The following is a 22,261-nucleotide window of genomic DNA, read 5'->3' on the forward strand; positions in this document are numbered from 1 at the left end:
CCAACCCCCGCATTCTGATCAAAAGGGATAATGGTGCAAGGCTGTATGGAGAGGCACCAAGCACCAAGCACCGGGCACCAGGCATCAGGCATCAGGCATCAGGCAACAGACACCACACACCACACACCACATCCTATAGACACCCATCTCGCTCTGGCTACTAGACTCTGAGGGGGGCGCTGCTTTGATTCAGCGTCAATCCTAGCAGTAGATCTCCGGTTTACCCCGTTATATCAGGGCCTGTTTGCCGATTTCATACTGCGAAAGTTGAGTTATAATCTCTAGCGGATCAGCAACTCCATTTTTGAAACAACCTCAGCCAGTGTCTCGTCGGGTACTTTACATATGAAAGTTGCCAGTCTGGACTGCCAGTCGAGACTTTTCACCTGATCGGAGAGAATTACCCCTTCGATAGGCAAATCCTGTGGAATGATGACCTCGAACGGATAGCCCTTGATCTTGGACGTTACCGGACAGAGCAGAGACACCGCAGATGGAGCATCCTTTGAAGGATAAATTTTACTGACGCTTTGCTGAAAATTATGAATTGGCTCCTAATCATTGACAGGATTCCATTTGGGTGTGATACTCCTATAAGAATGTAAAGTTACGGGGTCCAGAACCGGAATGCGCAGCATATATAAAAATAGCGTATTTTCCGAATAATGAAAAGAATGTGATGATATGGGTGAGCCCAAGCTAAAAAACAGAAAAACGTCTTTCCTGGAAAAATATTTGACCGGCGAGTCCATTGATTACCAGCAGATTCGGGCCTTGTTCATCCCGCTGCTGATTGATCAGATGTTCCTGATCGGTCTAAATCTCGTTAACACGGCAATGATCAGTTCGGCAGGCATGGCGGCGGTCAGTGCGGTGAATATGATCGATTCGCTGAATATTTTTCTTGTGAGTGTATTTGTCGCCGTGGCTACCGGGGGAACCGTGGTGGTGGCCCAGTATAAGGGCAGCGGCAACAGCCTGATGGTGTCGAAGGCAGCCTCCGGGTCGGTAGCTTCGGTAACCCTGCTGTCGGTTGTGATCAGCCTGCTGGTGATCCTGCTCCATAATCCGATTCTGAGCGTCCTGTTTGGCACAGCCTCGCCGGATGTGCTGGATCAGGGCAGAGTGTATCTGATCGGGAGTGGTATATCCTATGTGGGGGTTGCGATAGAGCAGGCGGTCTGCGGTGTGCTGCGGGGAATCGGGAGAACAAGGGCGGCGCTCGCGCTTTCCCTGATCATGAACCTGTCCTACGTGCTCCTGAACATCGTGTTTATCAATATCATGGATATGGGTGTGCAGGGAATGACGCTGGCCATCAATATCGCCAGATATGTGGCGGCCATTTGTGCTATTTATTATCTGGTTAAAATGGATGCGGAGTTGCATGTCCAGATCAGGGACCTGCTGCGTGTGAACTATGCCATGCTGAAGAAAATCATGTTCATCGGCATTCCTTTTGCGGCTGAGCAGATGTTTTTTAACGGGGGCAAGATTCTGACCCAGATCTTTATTGTCAGCCTGGGCACGTACGCTATCGCGACCAATGCCATAGCCGGCTCGCTGGCCGGGGTGTTCCAGATTCCCGCGAATGCCTTGTCCCTCACCATTGTGACGGTTGTCGGCCAGTGCATGGGACGGGGGAACATTGAAGATGCGAAGAAATTCACGAAAGCCTTTTTGTGGCTGGGAACGTTCTCTTTCATCTTTATGGGCGTGCTGCTCATGTCCTTGTTCTATCCGCTCGTTGGTCTGTTCCAGCCTCCGGCGGAGATTGTGGACGACATATACTGGGTTGTATTGATCAATGCCATTGCTCAGGTTCCGCTGTGGGCGATCAGCTTTATTCTCCCTTCGGCGCTGCGGGCGGCGGGAGACTCGAAGTTTACATCTATCACCTCCATGCTGTCGATGTGGTTGTTCCGGGTCGTGCTTGGCTACATTATGGGCATTGTGCTGGGCTTTGGCATTCTTGGGGTGTGGCTGGCGATGAACCTGGAATGGGGCGTGCGTGGTGCGGTCTTCCTGTGGCGCTTCCGGGGTAAAAAGTGGTATGCGCACCGCTTGATCGACTAAGCCGAATGGTCATGATGAATAATCGGGCAGCGGGAAATTAGAAATGATGACAATAAACCTGCAGATAAATTGTAATGGTACCGGGTGCACGATAAGCTGAGAATAGACTGGCATATAAGCGAAAAACGAAGAATAGATAACATTATGTGGAAGTTTCGTGCTATGAAAATCGCAATTCCGCCACTCGAAAGGATGCAGGAACGATGAGCTTGGAAGCGCTGAACGAGAGAGTGAAAACAGATCTTGCTTATCTGGCCTTCGGAGGTGCGGACTGGGTTCGGCCTGTCCGCCATGCGGAAGGGCATGTCTATGATGTGGTAGTCGTGGGCGGTGGCCAATGCGGACTAGGAATCGCTTTCGGGCTGCTGCGGGAGCGGATATCCAACATCTTGGTCATCGACGAGAACCCGGAAGGATTGGAAGGCCCGTGGGAAACCTATGCCCGCATGGTGACGCTGCGTACGCCGAAGCATCTGACCTCCATCGACCTGGGCATTCCTTCCCTGACCTTTCGCTCATGGTGGGAGGCGCAGACCGGACCCGAGGGCTGGGAAGAGGTGGTCAAGATTCCGCGGGGCGATTGGATGAACTACCTGCGCTGGTATCGCAAGGTGCTGCAGCTTCCCGTCCTGAACGAAGTCAGGCTGAAGCTGATTGAGCCGCAAGAAGACGGCATACGCCGCCTGCATATTGAAGGGGTGGGAGCGCCGTCCAGGCTGCTGCTGGCACGCAAGGTGATCCTGGCGAGCGGCATTCAGGGCGGAGGGCAATGGCATGTGCCACCCATGATCACGGAGAAGCTGCCACCGCAGCTCTATGCCCATACCTCGCAGGCCATTGATTTCGAGCAGTTAAAAGGGAAAAAGGTGGCCGTGCTGGGCGGCGGCGCATCAGCCTTTGACAATGCGAATTTTGCATTGACGGAAGGCGTGGCCGAGGCGCATGTGTTCGTGCGGCGCAAGGAGCTGCCGCGTATCAATCCGATTCGCCAGATGGAGGTGTCCGGCATGATCGAGCGTTTCCCTGTGCTGTCGGATGCCGACAAGTATGCCGTGATGGCGCACTTTTTCAAGCATAATCAGCCGCCGACCCATGATACCTTTGCACGGGCCTCGTCATGGCCCGGTTTTCAGCTGCACCTGGGCTCGCCATGGTTGAATGTAGAACCGGCTGGTGAAGGTGTGGCAGTGACCACACCGCACGGTACATACACGTTCGACTTCCTGATCATCAGCACAGGGCTGCTCACCGATCCCGCGCTGCGTCCTGAACTGAAGCGGGTGGAAGCCCATATTGCCCGCTGGGGCGACCGTTACACGCTGCCTGCGGACACAGCCAATCCGCTGCTGGACGCGCATCCTTATCTGACTTCGGGCTTTGCCTTTACAAGCCGGGATGCGGAGGGAGAGAAGCTGTTGCACGGGCTTTTTTCCTTCAACTACTCGGCGCTTATCAGCTGCGGCCTTTCCGCCTCGGCGCTGTCCGGCATGAAATATGCGATCCCGAAGCTCGTGTCGGCGGTGGCGGACCAGCTATTCCTCGATGACCGTGAGGAGATTCTGGACAGCTTTTTTGCCTATGATGAACAGGAGTTTACGGGCGAATGGCCACCTCGGAATCCTTAACATGCACGGCATTGAGCAAAGATCCAGGCATGTTGCATGCTGCTTGGGTCTTTTTTTTCGTATGTGGAAATGTTGAGGGGTAAAAATAGTGCGAGTTACAAGACAAAAATGCGATATGGGAAACATTGACAAAAATAAAACGCTGAACTAAGATAGTGTACAAGCACTTTTGAAATCGCTTACAAAAATGAAAAAGGAGCTGGTATGATGTTAAAAGTAAAGTGGAGCAAACGCACTCTGGTATGGGTTCTATCTTTTGTCCTGACAGTTACCGGATTCGGGCTCAATCCTTCTTCATCGGTATCCGCCGCTGATGCCTCGGGCACGACGGCCAGCATCGCGGATATTCTGAAAAACCAGCAGCCGGATGGAGGCTGGAAAAAGGATTATTCGGTCACCAGCGGGGAATGGGCCAAATCAACGATTGACAATAAAGCTACCTATACGGAAATCAGAAGATTGGCAAGCGAGTATGTCAAGACAAAGGACAGCAAATATTCGCAAGCAGCGATCAAAGGCATCAACTTCCTGCTGAACATGCAGTATGGCAACGGCGGATGGCCGCAGGTGTATCAGGGGACGGATTATCACAAGCATATTACCTTCAATGATAACGCCATGATTAATGTCATGATTCTTCTGGATGAGGTGAGCAACAAAAAGAGTGATTTTTCCTTTGTGGACACAGCCTTGGCCGATCGAAGCAAAGCGGCGGTTGCCAAAGGTGTAAACAACATATTGGCGACCCAGGTCAAGGTGAACGGAAAATTAACCGTGTGGGGGCAGCAGCACGACTCAGTAACTCTGGCTCCGGCAGGGGCAAGAGCTTATGAAGTGCCATCTCTGTGTGCCAGTGAAAGCGTGGGAATTGTCAAATTCCTGAAAACAAGACAGGCTACGCCGCAGATTACCGCTGCCATTCAAGCCGCTGAGAATTGGTTTAAGGAGGTAAAGATTACTGGCATCAAAGTGGTCAAAACCAGCGATGATGTGGTCGTTGTGGAGGACCCCGGCGCACCGCCGATCTGGGCCCGTTTTTACGAAATCGGAACGAATAAGCCGATCTTCGTCGGCCGCGATGGTGTGGTGAAATACAAGCTCAGCGATATCGATCAGGAAAGAAGAACAGGCTACTCCTGGTACGGCAATTGGCCTTCGGGACTGGTGAACTAATGGAATAACACCATGAAAAGAGAGCTTATGCTAGCGATAGTATGAGCTCTTTTTTCTGATCGCTCAAAGGGCCTTCCTTGTGTATAATCGTGAGTAATATGCTATAATGAAGTGATGAATTCGGTTCTGAAACACTAGCGGATAATGGACATTGATCAGAGGGGGTTACCATGGCCATCAGCAAGCAGGAGTTAATCAAATTAATTGAACTTCTTCCAGATGATGTTCCTCTGAGCGAAGAAGAAGAACGACAATTGAAAAGTAATCGCGGAGATATCTATTGACCTCAATAATGAGTCGGTTAATCCTTAGAGGAGGAGAAACGGGCTCTTTGTTTTGTGTCAAATTGAAACTTTGTAATGATTTCTTACAGTTTCACAATAAATCGAAGGCTACTAGGGGAAAGTCCAATCCGGTCCCAAGGGCAAACATACACTTAAAGTAATGAAACAGACGGCTATACTCAATGATACTTTAAGGAGTTGGTGATCCCTTGATGGTTGAACTAGTTTTATCGCTCAATGACCGGGATGGGAAATATGCGAAGCATGCGGCTGTCGTTCTTGCATCCGTTTTTTCTAATATTAAGCAAACGATCAATGTGCACATTCTGCATGATGAAACCTTAACTAAAGAAAGCATAGTAAAGCTTACTAAGCTAGCCAGGGCTTTTCATCATTATATTTTTTTCTATCATGTTACAGTTCCTGAGGATATGCTGCAGGCTTCGGCCGAGGTTCATAAAATTAATCATTGGACCAAGGCCAGCATGTACCGTTTATTGCTGCCGAATATTCTTCGGACTGACCGGGTCATTTACCTGGATTGCGACGTGTGGGTCAATATGGATATCAGCGAATTGTGGAATATTGATCTGGGAGAATGTTATCTGGGCGCGATCATTGATCAGGGGAAGGATAGCTTGGGTGATTATTTTCTCACTATGGGGCTGAACGGAGACGTATACTTTAACTCAGGCGTCATTCTGTTTCATTTGGACAATATCCGCAAAAAAGAGACGTGGTATGATGAACTGCTTCATTTCTTGCGCAATTACCCCGCGACGACCATGCCGGACCAGGATGCTTTGAATTTCATGTATAGCTCCAACTACATGCAATTGGATCTGCGCTTTAATACATTCGCTTACGAAGGTCTCGATCCGGACAACAAAATTGTGCATTTCGCCGGAGAAGACAACAAGTGGTGGGAGGACCATTCACCTGCGGCACCGATCTATCATTCATTCCTGGCCATGACCCCTTGGGGGGGAGCGACCGCACCAGCGCCCGCGGCTCACCCGCGAAAAAAAAGCGCGGCAGCAAAGCATCCGGTGAATGCTCGGCATGAGCGACCAGCATCCGAAGCCCGTCCGGTGAGAAGCCACCCAGAGCGACCAGCATCCGAAACTCGTCCGGTGAGAAGCCACCCAGAGCGGCCGGCACCCGAAGCCCGTCCCGTGAGAAGCCACCCAGAGCGGCCGGCACCCGAAGCCCGTCCGGTGAGAAGCCACCCAGAGCGGCCGGCACCCGAAGCCCGTCCGGTGAGAAGCCACCCAGAGCGACCAGCATCCGAAACTCATCCGGCGAGAACCCACCCAGAGCGGCCAGCATCCGAAACCCGTCCGGCGAGAAACCATCCTGAGCGACCAGCACCCGAAACCCGGCCTGTGAAAATCCGCCCTGAGCGGCCAGCACCAGCAGCCCAGCCGGTGGCAAAACAGCCGCAGGGGAATCCGCTTCCTCCAACCCCGCCCAGATCCCTGCCGCAAATTCCCGCAGCCCCTGTCAGGCGGAAGCGCCGCAGATCATTACGGCAACGGTTAAGACCAAGCCTGCGGAAGAGGATAATAACCCGCCGCAAAAGCCGCTTCATAAGAAAAGTAGGACGGAGCAAGCATCAACATCTGTTGAGGAGAAAAGCGCTGCGGCCAGCAGTGAAGAAGTCGCCGATTGTAGTGAAAAAGATCATTTATGTGATAAGAGAGAGGCCATTCTTCCGTGCCAGGAGATAAATCAGGATCATGCCAACGCCTAAGTTGGAAAAAAACTTCAGCAGGCTGCCGGGAACTTGCCGGCAGCCTGCTTTTTACTAAACAAAATGTCCGTTGTCTTATTGCACATTCGTCCCCTGATAAGGGAACTGTGAGGAATAGCTGCTGAATTGCTGAAAGGTTTGATTCAGCTTCTGCTGCTCCTCGGCCTCCAGCTTGTAATGCCCTTTGCGGAACATCATTTCGTACAGGTTATATTGGCATTGGTGCGTTTCGTTCAGCACGGTCATGATGTCCTGATGCAGCGACGGGTGACTTGCCTCGCGGGCGGATGTGTTGAAGCTGTCTGTCAGGTATTTTTCCGTGGCCAGCAGATCATTGAGACGATCCCGGTCGTTCATTTCGGGGCCCTTGACTTGGGGCTCGTAAGGCGGCTTCGGATTTTTGATCATATTTGCATTTTGGTTCTGGTTCATGCCACTTATCCTCCTTGTTATTGTTGCAGTTGCTGCACCCATTGCATTTCCGCCGTATTATCATTCTGCAGATGCTTGAGCAGCAGATTGTAATGGCGCTGGTGCATCTGGCCGGCCTGCCCAATGGCCTGTGCAATTTCCGGGTCGGAGCATTCGGAGGCAAAGTGGCTGCATTTCTTCATCGCTACGAGCTCCCACGATAGCTGATCTTTTAAATATAAATGGTCCTTGGTCGTAATCACTTGAGGGGGAACAGTCATGACCAGCTGCTGCTGTCCCTGGCCCTGTGTCTGGTTTTGCTGCATGCTTGAGGACTCCTTTTCCAATGTAGATTGCATTCCTTAGCATGCATCAAAGCCGGGATAATCATCCCCCAAAAAATAAAGCTGCCCTGGAAAATTCCATGGCAGCTTGCAGCCTGACGTCACTTATTTCCGGACCATTTGCGGTCGCCGGTCAAATATTTCTCGGTCAGCACGGACAGCAGTTGAATACCTACCTCATTCTCGCCGCCCTCGGGGATGATCAGATCGGCGTATTTTTTGGAGGGCTCGATAAAGGCTTCGTGCATCGGCTTCACGGTAGTCAGATACTGATTGTGAATAGACTCAATCGTCCGTCCGCGTTCCTGAATATCCCGTACGACCCGCCGCAGAATGCGCACGTCCGGGTCGGTATCCACAAACACCTTGATATCCAGCATGCTGCGCAGATGTTCATCGGACAGCACATGCAGTCCTTCAATGATGGCGATATTGTTCGGCTTGAGCTCCAAAGTCTCGGTGGTGGAGCGGGCGTGTACCGAGAAGTCATAGACGGGCGCTTGTGCGGCAAGCCCTTCCTTCAACAGCTTGAGGTGCTCGATCAGCAGCTCGTTGTCAAAGGCAAACGGGTGATCGTAATTGATTTGTTCGCGTTCGGTCATACTGAGGTGTGAATGATCTTTATAATAGTTATCCTGGGATATGAAGGTCACTTTGCCTGTTCCAAGACGTTCGATGACGGAGCGGGCTACCGTCGTTTTGCCGGAGCCGGTGCCGCCGGCTATACCAATAATGAGCATGGTGTTTCAATAACCCTCCCTAAGTTACTTTGCAACACAACCCAAGTATTTTAGCATAACATGAACTTTTTTTCACCATCCGATAACGATTATAATTCACCTAAAAGCCTATCCCAATTCATGTGGGACCTTTGCTTTTTTTATCGTAGAATCGAGCACTTGAATCTCCTACGGTGGTGTTCTGTCGTGATCAAAAAGAGATATTGTACCTAATCTCTTGAGGATGTTGCTCTAATGGATAGAGTCCTAACTTTCGCAGTATGAAATCGGCAAACAGGCCCTGATATAACGGGTAAAACGGAGATCTGCTGCTGGGGTTGACGCTGAATCAAAGCAGACAGCTTTTTTGCTAGCTTTCTTGCAAGAAGGGGATTCTCCCCCCCTCAGAGTCTAGTAGCCAGAGTGAGATGGGTGTCTATAGGGTGTGGTGTCTGGTGTGTGGTGTCTGGTGCCTGTTGCCTGTTGCCTCTCCATACAGCCTTGCATCATTATCCCTTTTGATCAGAATGCGGGGGTTGGAGGTTCGGGGGGCTTAGGGGAAGGAATAAAGAGAAACGAGAAAAGAGATAAGAAAAAAGAGGCAGCTCAAGTGGGATGTTCGGCTTGAAACAGGAACACATGTTTGGTATAATGAAAAAAGAACTTATGTTCGTATATTATGGATTCGGAGGCGAGCAGACATGGAAGTCCAAGCGGAAACGGAACTTCAACCCTTTAGCCGTCGTTATCACAGCGAGCAGGCCTGCATGGAGGCATTGATCGCGATGAAGTGGCCGAACGGCTTTGTCTGCCCGCGTTGCGCTCACACCCGCTGCAGTCGTCTGACTTCCCGGCGCATCCCCATGTTCGAGTGCGCCAGGTGTGCGCATCAAACGTCGGCTTTGGTCGGCACGATTTTTGAACGAACTCATCTCCCCTTGACCAAGTGGTTCCAGGCGCTGGAGTTGTTCCTGCTCCCCGACGGCATCTCGGCGATGCGGCTGAGCCAGGTGATCCAGGTCACCTACAAGACCGCCTGGGCAATGCTGCACCGAATCCGCCATGCTATCGGAGAGTTCGATGCCCGGGAGCTGCTCTGCGGAGACGTGAAGGTGAACAGCGACCGGTATGGGTGTAATCCGTCCCGGCCTCAGTTTTCTCATCCGCATGCTTCGGCGGTCGTAGCCGGGTGCACGGTCACGGAGTCGGGCGAGCCGGAGCAGGTCAAAATCCGCCTGGTCCCGCAGAAGAAGGGAGAGGGGCAAAGAGCGAATCGGCACGAACTCGCTGCGTTCATCAACGAACAGGTAGATGTCCGTGCATCGGCGGTACAATCGTTCCTTCAAGCCTATCGACTGTATACGCCCTTGCGGAAAGTGGTGAGAGAGGCGTGGAAATCGTTGAAGAGTACGTATGTAGCCTTAGGAACAAAGCATCTGCAGGCGTACCTCAACGAGTACACCGGACGCCGCCGACTGCGCCTAACCGAAGGGGAAGAAACGATGTGGCAGAAGTTGCTGTACATAGGCGTGGCGATTCCGGCGATTACCTACCGTCGGCTGATCGCATCCCAACCGGTTCAGCCTCTTGCGGCTGCGGCCTGATCGCAGGGCTTGAACGAGGAAAGGTGAGCATAAGGTGCGTTACTTGAACGGTGTGGGTTAGCATGAACGAGGACATCGGAAAAATTCAGGTTCAAGTGGCAACGAGGACCAGGGTCTTTTTATTTTTTTCGGTGCCTTGCTCCGCTCCCTCCTTCTCTCTCGGTCGGTTTCATCACCTAAACGCTCTGCTTTCTCCAAAGAACGTCTCATGACCTCGAACCGATGTGCTTCTCCATAAGGCACGATCCAAAAGATAATAGACCCATTCGATGGTCCTGAATCGCGTAACAACAGGCGATTTTTCGCCTCATTTGATCCGTTATTTTCTTTAACGTGCCTAAAGTATATTTTCGGTTCCCGGTTTTCTGTTTTTCTTGACCTGATCCAACGGGATAATCGTGCAAAGCTCCTGAAAAGCGAGTATCACATGCCTTGCCACGATCGGCTGACGTCTTGATTTTTTTTCAAAATCCGCTTTGGCCTATACACATGCGTAAGACCGGGTGAATAGTCTAGATTGACAAAAGCGGAGGGAGTGAACAGTTTGTCTCAAGCGAATTTGCCAAATATTACTCCAACGATTACGCTCTCAAGAGAGAATGCGATATCTTTGATCATGTCGTCCATTGCGATGGAGGAGCTGGGCATAAGCCATATATTGAATGCCGAGGGCGAGAAGCTGCAATTCATACTCGGCACCTTGCCCGGAGCATTATCATCGCCACCACCGCCAACTCTTAGTGAACTGTTGGCTGTAAATGAAAGCATCCGTCAAACCCTGAAGGAAGCGACGAAGAAGGAATGGCTGCTGACCAATAAACTGGAAATGGCCCTGCAGGCAGGCAGGGGCCTGACGGGTACGACCGGCACAATGGGAACTGCAGTCGGAGCAGTGGCAGCATTCGAGGAGGTGGCATTCGAGGAGTCAGTACCCGTCGAGGCAGTGGCCGCATTCGAGGCGGCAATACCCGTCGAGGTAGTAGCACCCGTCGAGGAGGCAGTAGCCGTCGGAGCAGCGGCACCAGTTGCGAGAGCAGCAGCAGCCGGTGCAGGGGCGGTAATCAATGCGTCAGCTTCAGCGAGTGCAGTAGCGGTAGCCGATGCGCCAGCGCCAGTGGAGGCGGTGGTGGTAGCCGATGCGCCAGCGCCAGCGGAGGCAGTGGTGGTAGCCGATGCGCCAGCGGAGGCAGTAGCGGTAGCCGATGCGCCAGTGCCAGTGGAGGCGGTGGTGGTAGCCGATGCGCCAGTGCCAGTGGAGGCGGTGGTGGTAGCCGATGCGCCAGCGCCAGCGGAGGCAGTGGTGGTAGCCGATGCGCCAGTGCCAGTGGAGGCGGTGGTGGTAGCCGATGCGCCAGCGCCAGTGGAGGCGGTGGTGGTAGCCGATGCGCCAGCGCCAGCGGAGGCGGTGGTGGTAGCCGATGCGCCAGCGCCAGCGGAGGCAGTGGTGGTAGCCGATGCGCCAGCACCAGCGGCACCGGCACCGGCACCGGCATCGGCAACGCCAGTCGCACCAGTCGCACCAGCGGCAACAGCCGGATCAAGTTGGCTGGTTATGTACCCTGAGCCTGTAGGTTTACAATCTGTACCGGTCCCACCTGGTGCAACATCTATCCCCATCGAGCTTCCGACAGGCACAACATACTATCCAATATTCCAAACAGAGCAAAATTGTTTGCCCATTGTACTTCCATCAGGCGTAACATGTGTACCCTTTATTATCGAATACGACTGAGCCTGCAAGCCAATTTTATTATTATAGGCGAGAAGATCCCCTCCTCAAAAGCGCCCAGCTTTAGGCGGGGGATGAATCGCCATTTTTTGTACTCGCAATCGAACGTATGTGCTAATAACTGCGGCAGCTCATCCATCAGATGGTTGACTGATATTTTGTAAAAAACGTGGGACACTTTCACCAATACATAGGCCGATGAATAGACTGAATTAACCAATATGAAAGGAGAGGTTGGATTTGTCTCAAGCAAATTTGCCCAATATTACACCAACGATCACGATCTCACGAGAAGATGCGATAAATTTGATCATTTCGTCTATCGCAATGGAGGAACTGGGATTAAGTCACATCCTGAATGCCGAGGGCGAGAAACTGCAGTTCGTGTTGGGCACCCTGCCTGGTCTATCCCGATCAGCGACCATCGGTGAATTGTTGGCTGTGAATGATAGCCTCCGTAGAACGATAAGGGAAGTAACGAAGAAAAATTGGATACTGGGCAACAAATTGGAGATGGTCTTGGGAGTGACCACGGTCCCAACCCCGACAGGTCCGACAGGCCCGACAGGCTATAATATCACCCTTTCCCATTGGAGTGAGGATTAACACTCTCCCCCGCCAGGGCCAGGGGTGATGGGTTAAATCAAAGTAAGTCGGTTTCTTCCTCCTTATTTCGGGATACGGACCGGCTTTTCTTTTCTTGTATGGGACAAGCTTTAATTAAAGTGCGTGTTCAAGAAGTCAGGTTTTCAGCATGTAGAAGCCCCCACCTCCAAGCGGTGCGTAGGTGGGGGAGTTCACTGAGGGGCTGCTCCTCTGTTTGCTGCTATAAGAGAAACCTGGCATTGAGCACACCACTGCCAAATGTATTGAGTCTCATCCCTTTCCTGCGGTAGGCGTTCTTTTTCAAGAGGGTCTTCACCTGAATCGGTGTCAAAAAAGGCCGTTTTTGCAGAAGCTGTGCGACAACCCCGGCAACAAAAGGGGTAGCCGCGCTCGTTCCGGACAGCATAAAGTAGTGCGAACCGATGGTTTTGCGGGGATTGTTGCGTACCAGCATAGACTCTGGGGCACGGAGTGAAATAATTCCTTCACCCGGCGCTGTAATATCCGGCTTGGGATTGCGCCCGCCGGAGGCGGGGCCGCGGCTTGAAAATTGACATATGAGGTCATCCTTCTGCTCCACCGTGTCACGGTCATCCACGGCCCCGACGGTAATCGCGGACGGGCTGGTTCCGGGGCATTCGATCGTTCTGGGGCCCGGGCCGCTGTTGCCTGCGGAGCACACGACCACGAGTCCGGATCGCACCGCTTTTTCCACGGCTTGCACGACGAGATCGTCTTTAAGCGGGGACACTTGCATTTTGCCTAAAGACAATGACAGAATACGCAGATTGTATCGTATCCGGTTCGAGATGCACCACTCAATCCCTTTGATGACGATGGAATCAAGCGCTTCTCCCAGCTCATCCAGTACCTTTACCACCACAATGCCTGCTTCAGGAGCGGGGCTTTTATATTTCCCGTTGCTTGACCACCCGTTGCCAGCGATCACCCCCGCCACATGGGTGCCGTGACCGTTATCATCATAGGGGGTGGACTTTTGATTGATGTAATCTTTAAAAGCCACGATCCGGTTCACGGGCCTCGTCAGGTCAGGATGCGGGAACACACCGGTATCCAGCACGGCGATATTGATGCCTTTTCCCGTGAGTCCCCGGATGTTCTGCACGGCAGCGGACCCAACAGACGAAACCGCAGTGTCCAGGGATGCTTTGTTGGTGTCATCCAGATAGATGCGCTGGACACCGGTCCAACTGCTCAGCCGCTTCAGTCCATAGAGGGAGGTTTGGACCGATAATGCGTTGAGCAGCGGAATGTGATGCTTGATAGAGAAGGAGTGAGTCCCCATATGCTTCTGCAGAGCATGAATTCGGGACGAGGTCACTTTATGCCTGAACCGGATAATCACCGGCATGCCGGCGGGCGAGCCCTTGGAGGTATACAGTTTGCGAATCTTGCGTTTCAGAGAATAGTTGAGCTTGTCAAGCTGCTCCTTCTCGAACATTCTACTCATGTCTACGGTTTCACCTCTCCACGGCATTGTATGCAGGGAGCGGGTCCTTGTGCACTCATTCTTGCAGCAGGATGACGCCTGGACTCCATCAGAAGACGCCTGGCTCCTTCATATGTTGCGGAATGGGGAATGGATTCAGGGAGCCGAACATATCCATAGGATACATACTCGACACGTCCCATCATGATTTCTACAGGGACATGGACAGAAGGAGGCCACCTTAGTGAAAGGAATCATTCTTGCGGGAGGAAGCGGGACCAGGTTATATCCGCTTACCCTGGTCACCAGCAAACAACTGCTGCCGATATACAACAAACCGATGATTTATTATCCTCTTTCCACGTTAATGCTTGCAGGAATACGGGATATTCTCATTATTTCTACCCCTGAAGATACCCCCCGTTTCGAAAAGCTGCTTGGGGATGGATCGAGCTTTGGCATCCATCTGCAGTATAAGGTCCAGCCGAGCCCGGGCGGGCTGGCGCAGGCCTTTCTTCTCGGTGAAGACTTCATTGGCGGAGATTCCGTAGCTATGATTTTGGGGGATAACATTTTTTACGGGAGCGGGATGCGTGTATTGTTAAGAAATGCCCTGGCCAGAACTACGGGGGCGACCATATTTGGTTATCATGTCAACGACCCTGGCCGGTACGGGGTGCTTGAATTTGATGCCGAAGGCAAGGTCATCGGGATTGAAGAGAAGCCGCACAACCCGAAATCGAACTACGCCATTACCGGACTGTATTTCTATGACAATCAGGTTGTGGAGATCGCGAAGGGCATCGAGCCATCGGCACGGGGGGAACTGGAAATCAGTGCCGTGAATGAAGCCTACATGAAGGCGGGGAACCTGGAGGTTGTGCTGCTGGGGAGAGGCTTTAGCTGGCTGGATACCGGGACCCATCAGAGTCTGGCGGAGGCCACGGACTTTGTGAAGACACTGGAGCTGCATCAGGGGATCAAGGTGGGTGCCCCGGAGGAAATTGCCTTTCTGAACCAATGGATCAGCCGGGATCAACTGCTGCTCAATGGCGAAAAAATCGAGAAAACGGACTATGGCCGCTACTTAATCAATGTCGCAAATGGAAGCATCAAATATTAGAAAAAAAGAAGAGAGGGGCTTTCTCCCTTTCTTCTCCCTGATCGCGTATGGACAAGCTTTTTTTCTAGCAGCAACCGCAAGTATTGTCATCGACCTCTTCTGCAAGGAGATCCAGCTTGTTCAGCAGCACATCCTCTTTCTTGCGCACTTCCTTCAAGACTCCACGGATACTGCCATTGACGGTCATCAGATCAGAGACGGTGGGCTGGAACGGGGGCTTGGTCGGCAGAATTCCCAAGACGTACTGCAGCTTCTCTGCTTCCGCGTTAATAATATGACTAAGCCCCAATTCTTCCATACCGATGGACGCCAATAACAGGTTAATGGCATCATCCCGATCCACAGTAATCATTGGCGTGATATGCGGGATGCCCGCTTGCGACATGCATATTCCTCCTTCAACTCCTGGATATCATACAGTATGCAGGAGCGGAGCAATAGGTACTTATCCCCCCCATATAAACTCCACCACATTGCTGGGCTGGTTCCCAATGAGCAACCGGTCGTCAACCGGCTGGAAGTGATAATCGAGGACAGAGCTCATATAAAATTTCTCAATCTCCGACGGTTCATGGATCTCCATCCTGAAAGAGACGTCCAGCAGGTCGCCGACAGGCATGTTGCGCAGAATGACCGTGATGACATTCATCATATCCGTCTGCATCGGGACCTCAATCCCGTTGATGATAAAGCTCCCCGGCACCAGGCGGGCGCACTGCGGCAGGGTGGTCCGGTACTGGACATACATGCAGGGGGTCGAGCCGGTATTGGTGATGACCGTCCGGCTGGTGACGATGTCTCCCAGCTTGACTACGCTATGGTCTGCCGATTGAGCCAGATTCATCACGGCATCCCGAGCCAGCACCCGCTGGGCGATCAGATAGGGATGGGGCGATTCTTCACGGACCTTGGGATACAGCGGTTGCTTCTTCAGACCTTTATCCATGGAAAAGGTGTCCATATAGGCCAGGTGGGCGGCCCCTTCGAGTACGTGCAGCTCAGAGGACAGAGCGAGGTTCGTCGTAATTTCAGGCAGCGAAGCCATCCACGGTTCCCATAACAGATCCTCGGGCTCTCTTTGAATATGGAGAGAGAGATGACATGGCGGAAGGAACGGGCAGTTGTAGATGATGGGAAGATGCCAGACCAGATCGTCTGGATCGTCCAGATCGTCTGGATCGTCCAGATCGCCCAGATCGTCCGGATCACCGGACTTCGGTGTAATGGAATATTCCGCATTGGAATTCACCTGTGCAAAGAAGGTAATGTCCTTGATATGCACATAACGCCCGGTGGAGCTGTCTCGGAACATGGATTCCGGTTCAACCGTCAATTTGTTGATCTCCGTCATGATCTCAACCGCAGGGGTGGGCTGCCCGGAATACCAGATCAGAAGAGCTTGTTCTACGCAGTAACTGAGGTCTTCGAAATGGAGCCGCGCAGAGTGTCCCTCCATGTTGGAGATCCATTTCAACCCCAGGCGATTCGCCTTGTCGATTAGTTGCATGTACCATCAACCTTTCTATTCGGATTCAAAACCAGTTCGTTGTATGTGAAGCCATGAAGAAGACCACCCGTTTCTTAGCAGAAGAGAAGGGTGGTCTTTTTCCTCCGGGATGGATGAAGCTCACTTGTACGAAGGGGGGGGAGCGATGCGGTTCACTTCACTCCATAAATCCTCATACGAGGCGTTGTCTTCCATATGAGGATAATGCTGATTCAAGGTGTCCTGGATTTGCTCAAGGGCTCTTCTTAAATCCTCCATAACACTGTTCGTCGGCGTTTCAATGATATCCCCAAGCTCAGACCGCTGGTCAAGCTGATTCGAAATCATGGAGTACTTCGTCTGCAGACCGGCCTCCTGAAAGGATTGCATGATTTGTTTCATGGCTTCATCCTTGGTTCTTGAAAATGTCGTAAATAATTCGTCTAAGGGATGAGGCATATTCATTTCCCCCTCTTTCCTGAATTTTGAGCAGTATATTCAGGGACAAATGCCTTAGTGAATCCTGAAATAAAAAAATTGAATTGTTTGCTGAACAGGCATTGTTCCACGGCGTCGCGCTTATAAATATATGGGGAACCAGTGGAGAAGATTCAATGCAACTGCTTGCAAGCATAATCAGGAAAGCGGGGCGATAGTATTCTGATCAGTATCGTGATTTTGACCCGAAACCAGATAGCGCTGACCCAGGCCTGTCTGGAGAGTATCCGGCGCCACACCCGGGAGCCGTATGAGCTTATCCTCGTCGATAACGGTTCCACGGACGGAACACTGGATTATCTGCGTTCACAGCCGGATGTAACGCTGATTGAGAATGGGGAGAATAAGGGGTTCGCCAAAGGATGTAATCAAGGATATGCGCGTTCGAACGGAGATTACATCATGTTTCTGAACAACGATACGATCGTTGCCAGCAACTGGATGTCGAATCTGCTGCGTACGCTGAATGAAGATTCCAGAATCGGGGCGGTAGGACCTGTTACGAACTACTCCAGCGGCCATCAGCAGATCAACGTGTCGTACAGCAATATCGAGGGACTGGATGATTTTGCAAAACGTCATCAGGAAGCCTATGCGGGCATGTACACGGAGGTCCGCAGGCTCGTTGGTTTCTGTCTGCTGACCAGGAGAGCTGTACTGGAGGAAGTCGGTCTGTTCGATGAAATATACGGGCTCGGTAATTATGAGGACGATGATCTGAGCCTCAGGATGATTCGAAGCGGGTACGGCTTGCGTGTGGTTCTGGACTCTTTTATCCATCATCACGGCCATGCAACAACTAATCACGAACTCCCCAATAGCAGCCTCGCCCAGCTTCTGCAACGGAACGCCGAGATCGCAACCCGGAAGTGGGGGGCGAACATTCATCAGCTCATTTATAAACCGGAGCTTGCGGTTTCGGCCTGTCTGGTCGTTATGAACGCGGAAGCCATGCTGCGGCAAACCCTGGATTCGCTGACGAACGATTTCGAGAAGATCGTGGTGGTCGATTTGGGCTCTACCGACTCCACCATCGAAATTGCGCAGTCCTATCCTGTTGGGTTTTATCCCTTGACGGAAACCAGCAACAAGATTCACATCGCTTACAACGCCTTTGAAGATATAAAGTCCGAGTACGTGCTGTGGCTGTATCAAGGCGATGTGCTGTCAGACAAAGACATTCGCATTGTGCGTGGGCTGAAGCTGTCAACAGAAGGCCAGCCGGACATGATTGCTGTCGATTTCGGCGACGATTTGAACAAAAATCAGTATTTGGCATCGATAACGCGCCGTTATATGATCAAGCGCGACTTGGCGGCCCGTAAATTGTCGACCATCCTGTTTGGGGTTGCGGTCGATAAACCATCCTGATTGGGAGAGGAGCGTGAGGTACAAGTGAGAGAAGAAGGATTGTTATCATTGTGCATGATCGTCAAGAACGAGGAGAATTGGCTGACACGGTGCCTTGAGAGCATCAAGGATGTGGTGGATGAAATCATTATCGTTGACACCGGTTCAACAGACCGGACGAAGGAGATCGCCTTGGATTATGGAGCGGTCGTCTTCGATTACGAATGGAATGATAACTTTGCGGATGCGCGGAACTTCGGCCTGGAGCAGGCGAAGGGGGAGTGGATCCTCTGGCTGGACGCTGACGAAGAGATTGAGCGCAAGGACAGGGAGCATATTCGGGATGTCCTTTCACACCCGGAATGCTACTTTGGCAGAATGAAGGTTGTGAATTATTACGGGACCTTCCCGGTGAGCTATGACCGGTCCCATCTCATGAATCAATACCGGTTGTTCCGCAACGATCCGCAGCTGCGTTTTGACGGGGCGATCCATGAGCAATTAGAAATCGAGAAGCTGAACCTGACATCGGAATCCGTCGTCGTGCTGCCCGTGACCCTGCATCACTACGGTTATTTGGAGGAAGCTATTGCAGAGAAAGGGAAGAAAGAGCGCAACATGCTGCTTCTGGAAAAAGCACTGGAAGCCGAAGACCATGATCCCTGGCTCGATTATCACTATGCAAGCGAGCTCTATCGCCATGAAAGGATGAACGAAGCCTTCGAACGGGTGAATGTGTCGATTGGAAGCTTTCTGAAATCCCAGAAAAAACCTCCTTCCTTACTATATAAACTGAAGTATACCATACTTATGGCCCTTGGCAGCTACGAGGGCGGGTGGCCCAGCATTGATCTTGCCATCAAGCTGTATCCCGACTATGTGGACCTGCACTTCTATAAAGGCATTATTCTGATGAGTATGAAAAAGCTTCCCGAAGCGATTGAAACCTTCGAGTACTGCCTCGAACTGGGTGAAGATCATGCTTCCTACCTGACCATGGTCGGGGCCGGCAGCTTCATGGCCTGGTATTATATCGGCACCTGTTATGAGCTGATGGAGGATCTCCCCAAGGCGGAAGAGGCTTACCGTACAGCGCTGGAGTTATCCGACAGTATGGAACAGGCAAGAGAGGCGTTGCAGAAGCTGAGTGCTTCGACATCCGCCCCAGAGAACTGAAGAGGAGAGTCACAATGATTACCATTAGCTTGTGTATGATTGTGAAAAATGAAGAAGAAGGGCTGGACCGCTGTCTCTCCGCCCTCAAGGGTGTAGTGGACGAGTATGTGATCGTGGACACCGGATCGACCGACCGCACGAAAGAAATCGCTGCGAAATATGCGCAGCAGGTCTATGATTTCAAGTGGATCGACGATTTCGCCGCCGCCCGCAATTATTCCTTCAGCAAGGCCACAAAGGAGTTCATCATGTGGCTGGATGCCGACGATGTGATAGACGAGACCAACGTGGCAAGATTAAAGGAGCTGAAGCGCACCCTCACTCCGGACATTGACCGGGTGACCATGCCGTACAACCTGGGCTTCGACGCCTCAGGCAATGTGACGTTCAGCCTGCGCAGATTCCGGCTGGTGCGCAGATCCTGCAATTTCCAGTGGGAGGGGCCGGTGCATGAGTTCCTGAGTACGCATGGCCCCATGATCGATAGCGATGTGGCGGTGGCTCATTCCAAGAATAAGCCGTATACGGACCGCAACCTGAAAATTTATCAGGCCCGGGAACGAAGAGGGGAGCAGTTCACGCCGCGTGATCTGTATTACTATGGCAACGAGCTGCGTGACAACGGACGGTATGAGGAAGCGATCGACTACTACAACAGATTCCTGGACACGGGTCAAGGCTGGATAGAGGATAATATACAGGCCTGCTTTAAAATGGGGGACTGCTACAATAAAATGGAGCAGTATCAAGAAGCAGTCGCCGCCATGAGCCGATCGTTATGGTATGACGCGCCGAGACCGGAGTATTGCTCCAATATGGGCGATATCTTTCTGACATTGGGCCATCATCAGGTGGCCATCTACTGGTATAAGCAGGCAGTCCAAATGGATAATCCATCCGGGACTTCGATGGCGATGACCAGCAGAATGATCACCACCTGGTATCCGCATCTGCAGATGTGCTTGTGTTATGACAAACTGGGACAGCAAGAGCTGGCCAGCGAGCATAACGAGAAGGCGCTGGCCTTCAGCCCGCAGCATCCGAGCATGCTCTATAACCGTAAATATTTTATGAACGTATTGGGTTCGCGTTTTGTCAGGGGAGAAGGCACGCCGGAGCTTGAGACAACATAGAGTGAACAAGACAAAGATTCATGCATAAATAAAGGTTCAGCGTGAGGCGCCCACGACGCGCCTGCCACGCTGAACATTTTTTCAAATCTTCTAGTTGTCTGGTGCCTTTTCATACAGCTTTGCACGATTATCCCTTTTGCTCAGAATGCGGAAGTTGAGGGTTGGGGGGGCCTGTTTTTTTGTACCTGATCCAACGGGATAATCGTGCAAGGCCAGCGGACAGAGAGTGCACATGCCTCGCCACGATCGGTTATCGGCTTGACTGTCAAGCACGGATGATTCGGTGGATTTGGGCTCTGCGAAAGTTGAGTTCATTTACAGAAAAAAACGATTGCCATCGACCTTGTCGGTGGCAATCGCATAAATACATGATGATGTGAATGGAATCGTCTGGGCAGGACGATTAACGGTAAGTAGGGTAGGATGATGAGCCAGGCTGGTCAGGCGAGTAAGGTGGTTGAGTTGAGGCAACGTGCAAGGCAGGGGGGGTGCTATTCAGCACGGCCTCCAGCTTCATCTGCAGCAGCAGTTCCTTGCGAACGACCTCTGTCAGCGTCTGGCGCACATCCTTGTTGACCTTGATGATGTCATCAATCGATCCATGCGCTCCTGATTCATGCAGGGTGCCGAGAACAAACTGGATTCTTTCAGCTTCGGCATTAATGATGTGGCTGAGGCTGATTTCCTCCATCGCAATGGAGACAAGCAGCACGTTGATGGCTTCGCTGAAGTTAACCGTGATCACAGGGGTGATATTCGGGACATTGGGTAAGGACATGAGTAATTTCCTCCTTTAAGCGTACAGAAAAATTTAAGTAAGTAATTGGAGAATGATATTCTAAGTGTTACAAGCTGTTAATTAACTGGATTCTTGGCGTTCAGGACGGTCACCAGTTTAATATGCAGCAGCAGCTCACTGCGAACGACATCAGACAGGGTCTGACGCACATCTCTGTTGACCTCCAGGATTTCCTCAATCGAGGCGGGGGTACCCGATTCATGCAGGGTGCCGAGGACAAGCTGAATTCTTTCGGCCTCGGAATTAATGATGTGACTTATGCTGATTTCTTCCATCGCTATGGAGGTGAGCAGCAGGTTGATCGCTTCGTTGGTGCTCACCGTGATCGTAGGGGTAATATTCGGAACATTAGGTAAAGACATGCTATCCCTCCTTGACGTAGCTGGAATTTAAAACTGTGTCATTGGCAATTTCTTGAGGTATGTTCGCTGGCCGTTCGTTATGTTGTGGCTGCAGCTATACTCAATTGCCTCACCTCCTTACAGAGTAAAGCTTATTCATCATAGTACTCCACGTTAATTTCCTTGCCTTCCTCCGTGCAGTTGTCAAAAACCCCTTCCTGGAAATGCTCATCAACAAGCTGTATAACCCGGTCCAGCTTATTGAGGCTCAGCCAATGTTCCATTATTATTTCTTCCATAAACTTGGATACTGCATTATTAAATTGAATATAGTCCTTTGTTTTGATCGACATGGACCGTTCGGCATGCTGAACAAAGGCCTGCATTTTCTCTGCCTCCGCGTTAATGATATGGGACATGGATAATTCATTCATCGCTATAGAACCTAACAGAAGTGAGATCGTTTCTTTTTTTGTGACCGTGATCAATGGAGTAATATTAGGAATTGATGGCTGTGACAAGGTAATCCCTCCTTTCCTGAAAATTCAACTGCAGCAAGAGTAGGCAAACCTGTTATCGAT

General features: G+C 51.5%; 22 protein-coding genes. 11 read left to right on the plus strand and 11 right to left on the minus strand.

The genetic code is table 11. The features are described 5' to 3' along the window. Positions 1 to 281: 281 nt before the first annotated feature. The gene (locus ACE41H_RS23225) at positions 282 to 488 is read right to left on the minus strand and encodes a type II toxin-antitoxin system PemK/MazF family toxin (RefSeq protein ID WP_375357942.1); all 207 of its coding nucleotides are present in this window, start codon (positions 486 to 488) and stop codon (positions 282 to 284) included. Between the two features lie 196 nt (positions 489 to 684). Between ACE41H_RS23225 and ACE41H_RS23230 the strand changes: the two genes are divergently transcribed. From ACE41H_RS23230 to ACE41H_RS23245, 4 genes are all read left to right on the plus strand, one after another. Beyond that, entirely contained in the window at positions 685 to 2,076 is a 1,392-nt protein-coding gene (locus tag ACE41H_RS23230; RefSeq protein WP_375357943.1) for an MATE family efflux transporter, read from the plus strand. A gap of 203 nt (positions 2,077 to 2,279) precedes the next feature. Then, on the plus strand, positions 2,280 to 3,701 hold the full coding sequence (locus ACE41H_RS23235) for an NAD(P)-binding domain-containing protein (RefSeq protein WP_375357945.1): 1,422 nt from the start codon (positions 2,280 to 2,282) through the stop codon (positions 3,699 to 3,701). A gap of 207 nt (positions 3,702 to 3,908) precedes the next feature. Then, positions 3,909 to 4,874 carry a pectate lyase gene (pelA, locus tag ACE41H_RS23240; RefSeq protein WP_375357946.1) on the plus strand — a complete coding sequence of 322 codons (966 nt, stop codon included), beginning with the start codon at positions 3,909 to 3,911 and terminating at the stop codon, positions 4,872 to 4,874. A 496-nt stretch (positions 4,875 to 5,370) separates the two neighbouring features. Further along, positions 5,371 to 6,888, plus strand: coding sequence for a glycosyltransferase (locus tag ACE41H_RS23245; protein ID WP_375357981.1), 1,518 nt, complete (start codon positions 5,371 to 5,373; stop codon positions 6,886 to 6,888). Positions 6,889 to 6,986: 98 nt separating this feature from the next. Here the strand turns inward: ACE41H_RS23245 and ACE41H_RS23250 are convergent, their stop codons facing one another. From ACE41H_RS23250 to udk, 3 genes are all read right to left on the minus strand, one after another. Then, positions 6,987 to 7,343 carry a spore coat protein gene (locus ACE41H_RS23250; protein ID WP_375357947.1) on the minus strand — a complete coding sequence of 119 codons (357 nt, stop codon included), beginning with the start codon at positions 7,341 to 7,343 and terminating at the stop codon, positions 6,987 to 6,989. Between the two features lie 17 nt (positions 7,344 to 7,360). Next, on the minus strand, positions 7,361 to 7,648 hold the full coding sequence (locus tag ACE41H_RS23255) for a hypothetical protein (protein ID WP_375357948.1): 288 nt from the start codon (positions 7,646 to 7,648) through the stop codon (positions 7,361 to 7,363). A 119-nt stretch (positions 7,649 to 7,767) separates the two neighbouring features. Further along, positions 7,768 to 8,406, minus strand: a complete 639-nt coding sequence (udk, locus tag ACE41H_RS23260) for a uridine kinase (RefSeq protein ID WP_375357949.1) — start codon at positions 8,404 to 8,406, stop codon at positions 7,768 to 7,770. A 680-nt stretch (positions 8,407 to 9,086) separates the two neighbouring features. On the opposite strand from udk, the gene ACE41H_RS23265 reads away from it, so the two are divergent. The 3 genes from ACE41H_RS23265 (at position 9,087) to ACE41H_RS23275 (ending at position 12,324) form a co-directional block, all read left to right on the plus strand. Next, the gene (locus ACE41H_RS23265) at positions 9,087 to 9,989 is read left to right on the plus strand and encodes a transposase (protein WP_375357950.1); all 903 of its coding nucleotides are present in this window, start codon (positions 9,087 to 9,089) and stop codon (positions 9,987 to 9,989) included. Between the two features lie 544 nt (positions 9,990 to 10,533). After that, complete coding sequence (locus ACE41H_RS23270; protein WP_375357951.1) at positions 10,534 to 11,721, plus strand: alpha-helical endospore appendage domain-containing protein; 1,188 nt, start codon at positions 10,534 to 10,536, stop codon at positions 11,719 to 11,721. A 237-nt stretch (positions 11,722 to 11,958) separates the two neighbouring features. Beyond that, a complete protein-coding gene (locus tag ACE41H_RS23275) occupies positions 11,959 to 12,324 on the plus strand; it encodes an alpha-helical endospore appendage domain-containing protein (protein ID WP_375357952.1) in 366 nt (121 codons plus the stop codon). 220 nt (positions 12,325 to 12,544) lie between these two features. Here ACE41H_RS23275 and ACE41H_RS23280 read toward each other — a convergent pair whose 3' ends face one another. Next, positions 12,545 to 13,795 carry a S8 family peptidase gene (locus ACE41H_RS23280; protein WP_375357953.1) on the minus strand — a complete coding sequence of 417 codons (1,251 nt, stop codon included), beginning with the start codon at positions 13,793 to 13,795 and terminating at the stop codon, positions 12,545 to 12,547. Positions 13,796 to 14,018: 223 nt separating this feature from the next. Between ACE41H_RS23280 and rfbA the strand changes: the two genes are divergently transcribed. Further along, positions 14,019 to 14,897, plus strand: coding sequence for a glucose-1-phosphate thymidylyltransferase RfbA (gene rfbA, locus ACE41H_RS23285; protein ID WP_375357954.1), 879 nt, complete (start codon positions 14,019 to 14,021; stop codon positions 14,895 to 14,897). A 64-nt stretch (positions 14,898 to 14,961) separates the two neighbouring features. On the opposite strand, the gene ACE41H_RS23290 is transcribed toward rfbA, so the two are convergent. The 3 genes from ACE41H_RS23290 to ACE41H_RS23300 form a co-directional block, all read right to left on the minus strand. After that, the gene (locus tag ACE41H_RS23290) at positions 14,962 to 15,282 is read right to left on the minus strand and encodes an alpha-helical endospore appendage domain-containing protein (RefSeq protein WP_375357955.1); all 321 of its coding nucleotides are present in this window, start codon (positions 15,280 to 15,282) and stop codon (positions 14,962 to 14,964) included. Between the two features lie 60 nt (positions 15,283 to 15,342). After that, positions 15,343 to 16,404: a DUF11 domain-containing protein gene (locus tag ACE41H_RS23295; RefSeq protein ID WP_375357956.1), complete on the minus strand. Its 1,062-nt coding sequence runs from the start codon at positions 16,402 to 16,404 to the stop codon at positions 15,343 to 15,345. 120 nt (positions 16,405 to 16,524) lie between these two features. Beyond that, on the minus strand, positions 16,525 to 16,842 hold the full coding sequence (locus ACE41H_RS23300) for a hypothetical protein (RefSeq protein ID WP_375357957.1): 318 nt from the start codon (positions 16,840 to 16,842) through the stop codon (positions 16,525 to 16,527). A gap of 213 nt (positions 16,843 to 17,055) precedes the next feature. Between ACE41H_RS23300 and ACE41H_RS23305 the strand changes: the two genes are divergently transcribed. The 3 genes from ACE41H_RS23305 to ACE41H_RS23315 are packed head-to-tail and all read left to right on the plus strand — an operon-like array spanning position 17,056 to position 20,540. Beyond that, on the plus strand, positions 17,056 to 18,252 hold the full coding sequence (locus ACE41H_RS23305) for a glycosyltransferase family 2 protein (RefSeq protein ID WP_375357958.1): 1,197 nt from the start codon (positions 17,056 to 17,058) through the stop codon (positions 18,250 to 18,252). 24 nt (positions 18,253 to 18,276) lie between these two features. Continuing rightward, positions 18,277 to 19,407, plus strand: a complete 1,131-nt coding sequence (locus ACE41H_RS23310; RefSeq protein ID WP_375357959.1) for a glycosyltransferase — start codon at positions 18,277 to 18,279, stop codon at positions 19,405 to 19,407. A 14-nt stretch (positions 19,408 to 19,421) separates the two neighbouring features. Beyond that, positions 19,422 to 20,540, plus strand: coding sequence for a glycosyltransferase (locus ACE41H_RS23315; RefSeq protein WP_375357960.1), 1,119 nt, complete (start codon positions 19,422 to 19,424; stop codon positions 20,538 to 20,540). A 403-nt stretch (positions 20,541 to 20,943) separates the two neighbouring features. Here ACE41H_RS23315 and ACE41H_RS23320 read toward each other — a convergent pair whose 3' ends face one another. From ACE41H_RS23320 to ACE41H_RS23330, 3 genes are all read right to left on the minus strand, one after another. Next, positions 20,944 to 21,318, minus strand: coding sequence for an alpha-helical endospore appendage domain-containing protein (locus ACE41H_RS23320; RefSeq protein WP_375357961.1), 375 nt, complete (start codon positions 21,316 to 21,318; stop codon positions 20,944 to 20,946). Positions 21,319 to 21,395: 77 nt separating this feature from the next. Next, a complete protein-coding gene (locus ACE41H_RS23325; protein WP_375357962.1) occupies positions 21,396 to 21,701 on the minus strand; it encodes an alpha-helical endospore appendage domain-containing protein in 306 nt (101 codons plus the stop codon). Between the two features lie 131 nt (positions 21,702 to 21,832). After that, positions 21,833 to 22,201, minus strand: a complete 369-nt coding sequence (locus tag ACE41H_RS23330; protein ID WP_375357963.1) for an alpha-helical endospore appendage domain-containing protein — start codon at positions 22,199 to 22,201, stop codon at positions 21,833 to 21,835. Positions 22,202 to 22,261: the final 60 nt, after the last annotated feature.

Source organism: Paenibacillus enshidis (assembly GCF_042136365.1).
Lineage (GTDB): Bacteria > Bacillota > Bacilli > Paenibacillales > Paenibacillaceae > Paenibacillus > Paenibacillus enshidis.

Bases quoted from the DNA above. Each gene is read 5' to 3' on its own strand.
- ACE41H_RS23230 (WP_375357943.1), top strand. From the start codon at position 685: ATGGGTGAGCCCAAGCTAAAAAACAGAAAAACGTCTTTCCTGGAAAAA.
- ACE41H_RS23235 (WP_375357945.1), top strand. From the start codon at position 2,280: ATGAGCTTGGAAGCGCTGAACGAGAGAGTGAAAACAGATCTTGCTTAT.
- pelA (WP_375357946.1), top strand. From the start codon at position 3,909: ATGTTAAAAGTAAAGTGGAGCAAACGCACTCTGGTATGGGTTCTATCT.
- ACE41H_RS23245 (WP_375357981.1), top strand. From the start codon at position 5,371: ATGGTTGAACTAGTTTTATCGCTCAATGACCGGGATGGGAAATATGCG.
- ACE41H_RS23250 (WP_375357947.1), bottom strand. From the start codon at position 7,343: ATGAACCAGAACCAAAATGCAAATATGATCAAAAATCCGAAGCCGCCT.
- ACE41H_RS23255 (WP_375357948.1), bottom strand. From the start codon at position 7,648: ATGCAGCAAAACCAGACACAGGGCCAGGGACAGCAGCAGCTGGTCATG.
- udk (WP_375357949.1), bottom strand. From the start codon at position 8,406: ATGCTCATTATTGGTATAGCCGGCGGCACCGGCTCCGGCAAAACGACG.
- ACE41H_RS23265 (WP_375357950.1), top strand. From the start codon at position 9,087: ATGGAAGTCCAAGCGGAAACGGAACTTCAACCCTTTAGCCGTCGTTAT.
- ACE41H_RS23280 (WP_375357953.1), bottom strand. From the start codon at position 13,795: ATGAGTAGAATGTTCGAGAAGGAGCAGCTTGACAAGCTCAACTATTCT.
- ACE41H_RS23290 (WP_375357955.1), bottom strand. From the start codon at position 15,282: ATGTCGCAAGCGGGCATCCCGCATATCACGCCAATGATTACTGTGGAT.
- ACE41H_RS23295 (WP_375357956.1), bottom strand. From the start codon at position 16,404: ATGCAACTAATCGACAAGGCGAATCGCCTGGGGTTGAAATGGATCTCC.
- ACE41H_RS23300 (WP_375357957.1), bottom strand. From the start codon at position 16,842: ATGCCTCATCCCTTAGACGAATTATTTACGACATTTTCAAGAACCAAG.
- ACE41H_RS23315 (WP_375357960.1), top strand. From the start codon at position 19,422: ATGATTACCATTAGCTTGTGTATGATTGTGAAAAATGAAGAAGAAGGG.
- ACE41H_RS23320 (WP_375357961.1), bottom strand. From the start codon at position 21,318: ATGTCCTTACCCAATGTCCCGAATATCACCCCTGTGATCACGGTTAAC.
- ACE41H_RS23325 (WP_375357962.1), bottom strand. From the start codon at position 21,701: ATGTCTTTACCTAATGTTCCGAATATTACCCCTACGATCACGGTGAGC.